Source organism: Devosia sp. (genome assembly GCF_036676215.1).
In the GTDB taxonomy this organism is placed as follows: domain Bacteria; phylum Pseudomonadota; class Alphaproteobacteria; order Rhizobiales; family Devosiaceae; genus Devosia.
In genome coordinates, this window is the sequence record NZ_JAKFDJ010000001.1 from 22,225 (window position 1) to 30,735 (window position 8,511).

Genomic DNA, 8,511 nt, shown 5'->3' on the forward strand with positions numbered 1-8,511 from the left:
CCCGGGCCGGCGCGCCTGCCGCAACGACAAGATTAGGGCGGAACACCATGACCTCGGTAAACAGCTTCAAGTCGAAATCGACCCTCACGGTCGGCGGCAAGACCTACACCTATTATTCGATCGCCGAGGCCGAGAAGAATGGTCTTAAGGGCGTGTCCAGCCTGCCCCATTCGATGAAGGTGGTGCTGGAAAACCTGCTGCGCTTTGAAGACAATCGCACCGTCACCAAGGCCGATATCGAGGCCGTGGCCACGTGGCTGGTGACCCGCAAGTCCGATCACGAGATTTCCTACCGCCCCGCCCGCGTGCTGATGCAGGATTTTACCGGCGTGCCCGCCGTGGTCGATCTGGCCGCCATGCGCGACGCCACCGCCAAGCTCGGCGCCGATCCGCAGAAGATCAACCCGCTGGTCCCGGTCGATCTCGTCATCGACCACTCGGTCATGGTCGACAGCTTCGGCACGCCCACCTCGTTCGGCGAAAATGTCGAGCTTGAATATGAGCGCAATGGCGAACGCTACGAATTCCTGCGCTGGGGCCAGTCGGCCTTCGACAATTTCCGCGTCGTGCCCCCCGGCACCGGCATCTGCCATCAGGTGAACCTGGAATATCTGGCTCAGACCGTCTGGACCAAGGACGAGAATGGCGAGACCGTCGCCTATCCCGATACGCTCGTGGGCACCGACTCGCACACCACCATGGTCAACGGCCTTGCCGTTCTCGGTTGGGGCGTGGGCGGCATCGAGGCCGAGGCGGCCATGCTGGGCCAGCCGATCACCATGCTGATCCCCGAAGTCGTCGGCTTCAAGATGACCGGCCGGATCAACGAGGGCATCACCGCCACCGATCTGGTGCTGACCGTCACCGAAATGCTGCGCAAGAAGGGCGTGGTTGGCAAGTTCGTCGAATTCTACGGCCCGGGCCTCGATTATCTCAGCCTCGAGGATCAGGCGACCATTGCCAATATGGCCCCCGAATATGGCGCCACCTGCGGCTATTTCCCTGTCGACAGCGATACGCTCAAATACCTCACCACGTCCGGCCGCGCCGCCGATCGCGTGGCTTTGGTCGAAGCCTATTCGCGCGCCCAGGGCATGTTCCGCGAGACCAATTCGCCGGACCCGGTCTTCACCTCGACGCTCGAACTCGACCTGACCACCGTCGTGCCGTCCATTTCCGGCCCCAAGCGTCCGCAGGACCGTATCGCACTCGATAATGCCAAGCAGGCTTTCGCCGCTGCCCTGCCCAAGGAATTCGGCAAGAGTGATGACCCGAGGGTTCAGGTCGAAGGCGCCGATTACACCATTGGCCACGGCGATGTGGTGATCGCCGCCATCACCTCCTGCACCAATACGTCCAATCCGTCCGTGCTGGTCGCGGCGGGTCTGGTGGCCCGCAAGGCGCGGGCTCTCGGCCTTGACTCCAAGCCCTGGGTCAAGACCTCGCTGGCCCCCGGTAGCCAGGTCGTCACCGACTATCTCGATAGCGCCGGCCTTTCCGAAGATCTCGACGCCATCGGCTTCAACCTTGTCGGCTATGGCTGCACCACCTGCATCGGCAATTCGGGCCCGCTGCCGGTTGAGATCTCCAAGGCCGTGCAGTCCGGTGATCTGGTCGCCGCCTCGGTGCTATCGGGCAACCGCAACTTCGAAGGCCGCGTGAACCCAGACGTCAAGGCGAACTTCCTCGCCTCGCCGCCGCTGGTCGTGGCCTATGCCATTGCCGGTTCGATGAAGATCGACATCACCAAGGATCCGATCGGTACGTCCAAGGATGGCAAGCCGGTTTATCTCAAGGATATCTGGCCGACGAACCACGAAGTGGCCGAGATCGTGCGCCAGCACGTCACCAAGGAGATGTTCCAGGGCCGCTATTCGGACGTCTTCAAGGGCGACAAGAACTGGCAGAACATCGTCATCGAGGGTGGCGAGACCTATGGCTGGAACTCGTCTTCGACCTATGTGCAGAACCCGCCCTATTTCGAAGGCATGTCGATGGAGCCCAAGCCCGTCACCAATGTCGAAAAGGCCAAGGTGCTCGCCCTGTTCCTCGATTCCATCACCACCGACCACATTTCCCCGGCCGGTTCGTTCAAGGCCACGACGCCTGCCGGCAAGTATCTTGAGGAGAGGCAGGTCGCCCCACGCGATTTCAACTCCTACGGCGCCCGTCGCGGCAATCACGAAGTGATGATGCGCGGCACCTTTGCCAATATCCGCATCAAGAACCAGATGCTGGCTGGCGTCGAGGGCGGTTACACCAAGGGTCCCGATGGCAGCCAGATGGCGATCTACGATGCCGCCATGGCCTATCAGGCTGCCGGCACGCCGCTGGTGATCTTTGCCGGCAAGGAATATGGCACCGGTTCGTCGCGTGACTGGGCTGCCAAGGGCACCAACCTGCTCGGCGTGCGCGCCGTGATCGCCCAGTCCTTCGAGCGCATCCACCGCTCCAACCTGGTCGGCATGGGCGTCATCCCGCTGCAGTTCAAGGATGGCGAGAGCTGGCAGACCCTGGGTCTTGATGGCACCGAGACTGTCGATATCGAAGGCGTCACCGAAATCGCGCCGCGCGCCCAGGTCAGCGTCAAGATCACCCGCGCCGATGGCTCGGTGGTCAATGTCGACACGCTCTGCCGCATCGATACCGCCAACGAGCTCGACTATTACAAGCATGGCGGCATCCTGCATTACGTGCTGCGCAGCCTCGTCGCGGCGTAATCTCGCGTTCATCCGCCGTTCACAGTGCGGGCGATTTCATGGCGGTCCCACGGGGCCGCCATGTGCTTTTGGTGGGGGATACATCGCGCGCCGAAGGGGGATAAATCCGCGGCGCGGGCAGAATCTGGTCCTGTCACCCTCTTTTGACTGGCGAGGGCGCGGCGGCCCGGCTTACAACCTTGCCCATGACGCAGAGACCCCTTTTCGGCGCTGTCCTCAGCCTTGTCGCCCTTGCTGCCCTGACGCTTCCCGTCGGCGCCGAGGCCACGCGGCCGCGGCCGCGGGCGGTGGTCGAGCTGTTCACCAGCCAGGGCTGTTCCTCCTGCCCGCCCGCCGATGCGCTGCTCACCAGCCTTGCCGCGGAAGAGGACGTGGTGGCCCTGGCCTATCACGTCGACTACTGGGACTATGTGGGCTGGGAAGACACGTTCGGCGACGAGGACTATTCGGACCGCCAGCGCGCCTATGCCAAGAGCTGGGGATCATCCCGGATCTACACCCCCCAGATGGTGGTCAATGGCGCCAAAGGCGTCGTCGGGTCGCGCCGCCACGAGGTGCATGGCGCCCTGGACGGGGTGACGCTGCCGCTGCCGGTCGACATCGTCCGCGAGGGCGACACGCTCAAGATCGCCATTCCGCCCAATACCAGCCTCGATGACGCAGTGGTGTGGGTGGTCACCTATCTCGATCGTGCCGATGTCGCCATCGACACCGGCGAGAATGCCGGCAAGTCCATGGTCTATACCCAGGTGGTGACCGGACGGCAGGCGCTGGGGATGTGGGAGGGCGAGACCGGCGCCGATCTCAAGCTGCCGCTGGACGAAGTGCTCGTGGCCGGCAGCACTGGTCTTGCGGTCATCGTGCAGCAGGAGCGCAATGGCCTGCCCGGCCCGATCCTGGGCGCCGCCAGTTTCGAGCGGTAGAGCGTTTCCAGGACAAGTCGGCCAAAAAAAATCCCGTCCCTGGGGGCAAGGACGGGAAGGACTGACTGGTCAACTAATTAGGGGCGGCTGACACCCAGGCTTCTGGGTTTGGGGGCTCGGTCGGCCCGGATGCCAGCCACTGGAGGCAATGGACAGATGCTGAACGTGCAATCTGGCGCGTTCACGGACAAAGTGTGTCCAAATTGGGGTTTTTGCATCTTGTCACGTCGCCCTTGCATCGGCCCCCAAATCCCGCAATCATGACGGTGATTTGACATCGCGTTTTGGAGTTGATCCGAACGGTGCAGAGCCGCACACCGAATGACAGGACCGTCAGTCTGGCGCTGGTACATGCCGGCGATGCGCCCGCGAGCGCGGCGCAATCCAAAATTCCGGCAATCGTCGCCTTCGACCGCAAGGAACTGAACCTGATCCTTTCGGTCTATGGTCGCAAGGTGGGGCAGGGGGAATGGCGCGATTACGCCATGGATTTCCTGCGCGAACGGGCGGTGTTCTCCATCTATGCGCGCGTTTCCGAGCGTCCCCTTTTCATCGTCGAAAAGACGCCACGCCTGCGCAACCGGCAGGGGCAATATGCCGTAACCAACCAGCAGGGGCGCATCCTCAAACGGGGCCACGACCTGGCTTTGGTGCTGCGCGTACTCGATCCGCAGCTGGCCGTGGTGGGATGACCAGAGCCGGAATGATCCACGTTCGTCCGGCCGCGATGAAAAAGCGCCTCTAGAGCCCCAGCTGCAAATGCACGATATCGTGCCAGCGGTCGAACTTGTAGCCGACAGCTTCATAGCGCCCGACATGGCGGAAGCCGAATTTTTCGTGGATGGCGATGGAGTTGGCCGTATCGGCAGTGATCACCGCGATCATCTGCTTGAAGCCGAAGGCGCGCGACTGCAGCAGCAATTCGGTCAGCAGCGCCTTGCCGATGCCGCGCCCCTTGGCATCGGGATGCAGGTAGATGGAATCCTCGCAGGTGAAGCGATAGGCGGCGCGCGGGCGGTAGAAGGATGCGTAGGCATAGCCGACCAGCTTGCCCTCCGCTTCGGCGATGATCAGGGGATGGCCGAGCTTGGCGATGCTGCCGAATTTTTCCGCCATGGCCAGTTCGCCCGGCGCCTCGGTGTCGAAGGTGATCGCCGTATTGTCCACGTAATGGCCGTAGATGGCGGTGATGGCGGGCACGTCGGCCCATCGGAACTGGCGCAGCTGGTAGTCGGACACGGCGGAAACCCAAGGCAAAAGAAAGAACCGCAGCCTTTGTAGGCTGCGGTTCAATTTGTCGTCCAACCAAATTGCTTGATCGTGCGATCAAGCAGACCTGTGCTTACTCGCGATTGCCGAACAGGCGGAGCAGCATCAGGAACAGGTTGATGAAGTCGAGGTAGAGGCTCAGCGCGCCCATGATGGCGCCTTTGGCCAGGACGTCGGCGCCGTGGGACTCGGAGTAGCCTTCCTTGATCCTCTGGGTGTCGTAGGCGGTGAGGCCCACAAAGATCAGCACGCCAACAGCCGAGATCGCGAACTCCAGCATCGAAGACTGCATGAAGATGTTGACGATCGAGGCGATGATCAGGCCGATCAGGCCCATCATCAGGAAGCTGCCCATATTGGTCAGGTCACGCTTGGTGGTGTAGCCGTAAAGGCTCATGGCACCGAAGGTCGCGGCGGTGATGAAGAACACCTTGGCGATCGACGCGTCGGTATAGACCAGGAAGATCGAGCTCAGCGACACGCCCATGATGGCGGCGAAGGCCCAGAAGGTGGCTTGTGCGGCCGGCACGGACAGCTTGTTGATGCCAAAGCTCAGCACCAGCACGAAGGCCAGCGGAGCGAGCATCACCACCCATTGCAGCGGGCTGGCATAGAGCAGCGCGCCCCACTGGGTCACCAGCTGGCCGTTGGCAAGCTGGCCGACGGCAGCGTTCGGATCGGTGGTGATGGCGGCAGCGGCGGCGAACCAGGCCGCGAGGCCAGTCACGACCAGCCCGACACCCATGTAATTGTAAACGCGCAGCATGTAGCTGCGCAGGCCCTCGTCGATGGCCAAGGCCGAGCCGGCCCGCGCACCGAGGGTCTGACGGTCAAATTCAGCCATAGTCGGTTTCCTTTCCCAATTGAAAAGCGGCTCTTGCACCGCCGGTGGGCATTGGTTGCCACTTGCGGAACAATATGGATGGGCGATCAGGCGTTTACAAGACTTGATGGGTGTGTGCGACGAATGGGATGGCCGCACATTGTCGTTATGCTACGGTCTAGCCCGAATCGCGCATTTAATCCTTAGGAAGAGGAGGGCCAAATGCCCCGGCTCTTTACCGGCCTCGAAATTCCGGCCGAAACTGGATTTGCGCTTTCGCTCAAGCGCGGCGGGCTGACTGGTGCCCGCTGGATCGATCCGGAAAACTACCACATCACCCTCAGATTTATCGGCGATGTGGACAATGTCACGGCCGACGATGTTGCCGACAGTCTCGACCGGCTGGCCAATTCCATGCGCTTTTCGGTCAAGCTCACCCATCTGGGGACCTTTGGCGGCGACAAGCCGCGGGCGCTCTATGCCGGGATCGAACCCGGCGAACAGCTTAACCGGCTGCAGGCCGCGCAGGAGCGGGTGCTGCAGCGGGCCGGCCTGCCGCCCGATGGACGCAAGTTCGTGCCGCATGTCTCTCTGGCCCGGCTGCGGGGCTGCAGCGCCGAAGAGGCGGCGCGGTTCATGGCCGAGGCCGGACGCTTCGAGCCGCTGAGCTTTCCGGTGGGGCGGTTTGTGCTGTTTTCCAGCAAGGATTCGGTGGGCGGCGGCCCCTATGTGGTGGAACAGAGCTATCCTCTGGCCGCGTGATCACAGTCACGCAGATGTTAGCGTGTTGTTAACCCTGGCGGCCCAAACCGGAGGAAGTGGCTGCTGTGCCGTCAAATTGCCGCCGTGATTGGCTTGCACTTGATGCAAATACAGTTGGATGCGGCGGCGTTTGACACCTTGGTAACCATGTTCAGGGCAGAGTTGCGGGCAGCTCGCTCCAGAACGGGGCCCTACAAGATGAGGACAATATTGCGATGACGACGAAAACCGGTGGCCTTGCACTTGGGCTCGCGGTCGGCGCGATCATGGCTCTGGCTTCTGCCGCTCAGGCGCAGCAGGCGACAGAGCTCGGCACTTTCAACGCCTGGACCGCCTGGCAGGCGACAGATGCTTCAGGCGTGCTCTGCTATGTCTCGGCAACGCCGCAGTCCAGCGAGCCGGCCGGTGCCAATCGCGACCCGATCCATTTCATGATCATCCACCGCAAGGGGATGGGCACCAAGAACGAGGTGCAGACCATTATCGGCTATCCGTTCAATGCCACGGCGGCCAATGCCAGCGCATCGGTCGACGGCAAGTCCTACCCCATGGTGACCGAAGGCTCGGCCGCCTGGCTGGCCTCGACCGGCGATGAGGGTGGCTTCGTGCAGGCGTTCAAGGCCGGCAGCAATCTGGTGGTCCGAGGGACGAGCCAGCGCGGCACGAACACTACCGATACCTACTCGCTGTCGGGCGCGACGGCGGCGGTGAACGCCATCGACACTGCCTGCCAGTGATTTTTGGGTTGCCCCATGCGGGCGATCCGCCATATCTGGGCGAGGGGCCAAGCCGGTCCTTCGCCCATGCTTGTTTGATGAGGCCCTGATGCTCAAGTCCATTCCGGTGCTAGTCCTTGCCGCCAGCCTTGCACTCACCGCCGGTGTCAGCGCCCAGCAGGTGCGGCTTCTGGGGGAGCATCGCGCCTGGTCGAGCTATGCCGCCAATGATGCGACCGGCAATGTCTGCTTTGCCATGACCAAGCCGGAAAGCGTGACGCCCGAGCCCGATGGCTACAGCCAGGCCTATATCTACATTACCAGCCGTCCGGCGGAGAATGTGAGCAGCGAGTTCAACCTCGTTGCCGGCTTTGCCTTCCAGCCCGACAGCATGGCGACGATCAATGTGGGCGGGCAGGTGTTCAACCTCTTCACCCAGAACGATGCGGCCTGGCTTGACGATACCGGCCAGTCCGATGCGCTGGCCAGCGCCATCCGCGCCGGCTCTTCCATGGTCGTCGAAGGCACGACCGCCGCCGGCATCAAGGTGACGCAGTCCTATTCGCTGTCCGGCGCCACCGCTGCACAGCAGTCGATCAGCGGCGAGTGCTAGGCTGCCTGGCCGCTCATCTGCCGGCCTCTCTCTTGCGGCAGGCTGGGCGGGGGTAGCAGGTCCACAGGTTCGCCTTTACCAGTAGCCCCATATCGCCCGGATCCGCCGCCATGACCCTTGATCTCGCCAAAGTCGAAGCCACCCTGCTGCTCGCCGCTGAAGCTGCCGCAGCGCATACCCTGCCGCTGTTCCGCACTGGCCTTGGGGTCGACAACAAGCTCAGCGAGGGCTTTGATCCGGTGACCGAGGCTGATCGGTCCGCAGAAACCGCCATTCGCGCGGTCATCGCCGAACATTTCCCCGATCACGCCATCATCGGCGAGGAATGGGGCTCCAGCGGCGATAGCCCCTATAGCTGGATCATCGACCCAATCGACGGTACCCGCGCCTTTATCACTGGCGCCCCCGTCTGGGGCACGCTGATCGGTTTCGCCTACGAGGGCGTGGCCATTGCTGGCCTCATGAGCCAGCCCTTTATCGGGGAAACTTTCCTCGCGGTCCCCGGCCGCTCGACCTATCGCCGGGGCTCGGTCACCCTGCCCAATCGCACCAGCGGCCAGACCGAGCTGGCGCCCTCCCGGGTCTTTACCACCACGCCATCGCTGTTTCGCACACCCGAGCTGATGTCCAAGTGGAAGGCGATCGAAGCCGCAACCCGTCTGCAGCGCTTCGGCATGGATTGCTA

The 8,511-nt window shown here is 62.7% G+C and carries 9 protein-coding genes; 7 read left to right on the forward strand and 2 right to left on the reverse strand.

Annotated features, from left to right (window positions below):
- The first annotated feature begins 47 nt into the window (after positions 1–47).
- The 3 genes from acnA (at position 48) to V6M52_RS00145 (ending at position 4,335) form a co-directional block, all read left to right on the forward strand.
- Entirely contained in the window at positions 48–2,720 is a 2,673-nt protein-coding gene (acnA, locus tag V6M52_RS00135; RefSeq protein WP_332698142.1) for an aconitate hydratase AcnA, read from the forward strand.
- Between the two features lie 185 nt (positions 2,721–2,905).
- Positions 2,906–3,643, forward strand: coding sequence for a DUF1223 domain-containing protein (locus V6M52_RS00140; RefSeq protein ID WP_332698145.1), 738 nt, complete (start codon positions 2,906–2,908; stop codon positions 3,641–3,643).
- A gap of 302 nt (positions 3,644–3,945) precedes the next feature.
- On the forward strand, positions 3,946–4,335 hold the full coding sequence (locus tag V6M52_RS00145) for a DUF2794 domain-containing protein (RefSeq protein WP_332692534.1): 390 nt from the start codon (positions 3,946–3,948) through the stop codon (positions 4,333–4,335).
- Positions 4,336–4,384: 49 nt separating this feature from the next.
- On the opposite strand, the gene V6M52_RS00150 is transcribed toward V6M52_RS00145, so the two are convergent.
- Together V6M52_RS00150 and V6M52_RS00155 are read right to left on the reverse strand one after the other, a co-directional pair.
- Positions 4,385–4,882: a GNAT family N-acetyltransferase gene (locus V6M52_RS00150; protein WP_332698148.1), complete on the reverse strand. Its 498-nt coding sequence runs from the start codon at positions 4,880–4,882 to the stop codon at positions 4,385–4,387.
- Between the two features lie 103 nt (positions 4,883–4,985).
- Positions 4,986–5,756 carry a Bax inhibitor-1/YccA family protein gene (locus tag V6M52_RS00155; RefSeq protein ID WP_332698151.1) on the reverse strand — a complete coding sequence of 257 codons (771 nt, stop codon included), beginning with the start codon at positions 5,754–5,756 and terminating at the stop codon, positions 4,986–4,988.
- 201 nt (positions 5,757–5,957) lie between these two features.
- Here V6M52_RS00155 and thpR point away from each other — a divergent pair, with 201 nt between their 5' ends.
- From thpR to V6M52_RS00175, 4 genes are all read left to right on the forward strand, one after another.
- Complete coding sequence (thpR, locus tag V6M52_RS00160; protein WP_332692524.1) at positions 5,958–6,497, forward strand: RNA 2',3'-cyclic phosphodiesterase; 540 nt, start codon at positions 5,958–5,960, stop codon at positions 6,495–6,497.
- A 215-nt stretch (positions 6,498–6,712) separates the two neighbouring features.
- The gene (locus tag V6M52_RS00165) at positions 6,713–7,234 is read left to right on the forward strand and encodes an invasion associated locus B family protein (RefSeq protein WP_332692521.1); all 522 of its coding nucleotides are present in this window, start codon (positions 6,713–6,715) and stop codon (positions 7,232–7,234) included.
- 88 nt (positions 7,235–7,322) lie between these two features.
- Positions 7,323–7,826, forward strand: coding sequence for an invasion associated locus B family protein (locus V6M52_RS00170; protein WP_332698154.1), 504 nt, complete (start codon positions 7,323–7,325; stop codon positions 7,824–7,826).
- 110 nt (positions 7,827–7,936) lie between these two features.
- Positions 7,937–8,511 (forward strand): inositol monophosphatase family protein (locus V6M52_RS00175; protein ID WP_332698157.1); only part of this gene is annotated, 575 nt, incomplete at its 3' end.

Bases quoted from the DNA above. Each gene is read 5' to 3' on its own strand.
- acnA (WP_332698142.1), top strand. From the start codon at position 48: ATGACCTCGGTAAACAGCTTCAAGTCGAAATCGACCCTCACGGTCGGC.
- V6M52_RS00140 (WP_332698145.1), top strand. From the start codon at position 2,906: ATGACGCAGAGACCCCTTTTCGGCGCTGTCCTCAGCCTTGTCGCCCTT.
- V6M52_RS00155 (WP_332698151.1), bottom strand. From the start codon at position 5,756: ATGGCTGAATTTGACCGTCAGACCCTCGGTGCGCGGGCCGGCTCGGCC.
- thpR (WP_332692524.1), top strand. From the start codon at position 5,958: ATGCCCCGGCTCTTTACCGGCCTCGAAATTCCGGCCGAAACTGGATTT.
- V6M52_RS00165 (WP_332692521.1), top strand. From the start codon at position 6,713: ATGACGACGAAAACCGGTGGCCTTGCACTTGGGCTCGCGGTCGGCGCG.
- V6M52_RS00170 (WP_332698154.1), top strand. From the start codon at position 7,323: ATGCTCAAGTCCATTCCGGTGCTAGTCCTTGCCGCCAGCCTTGCACTC.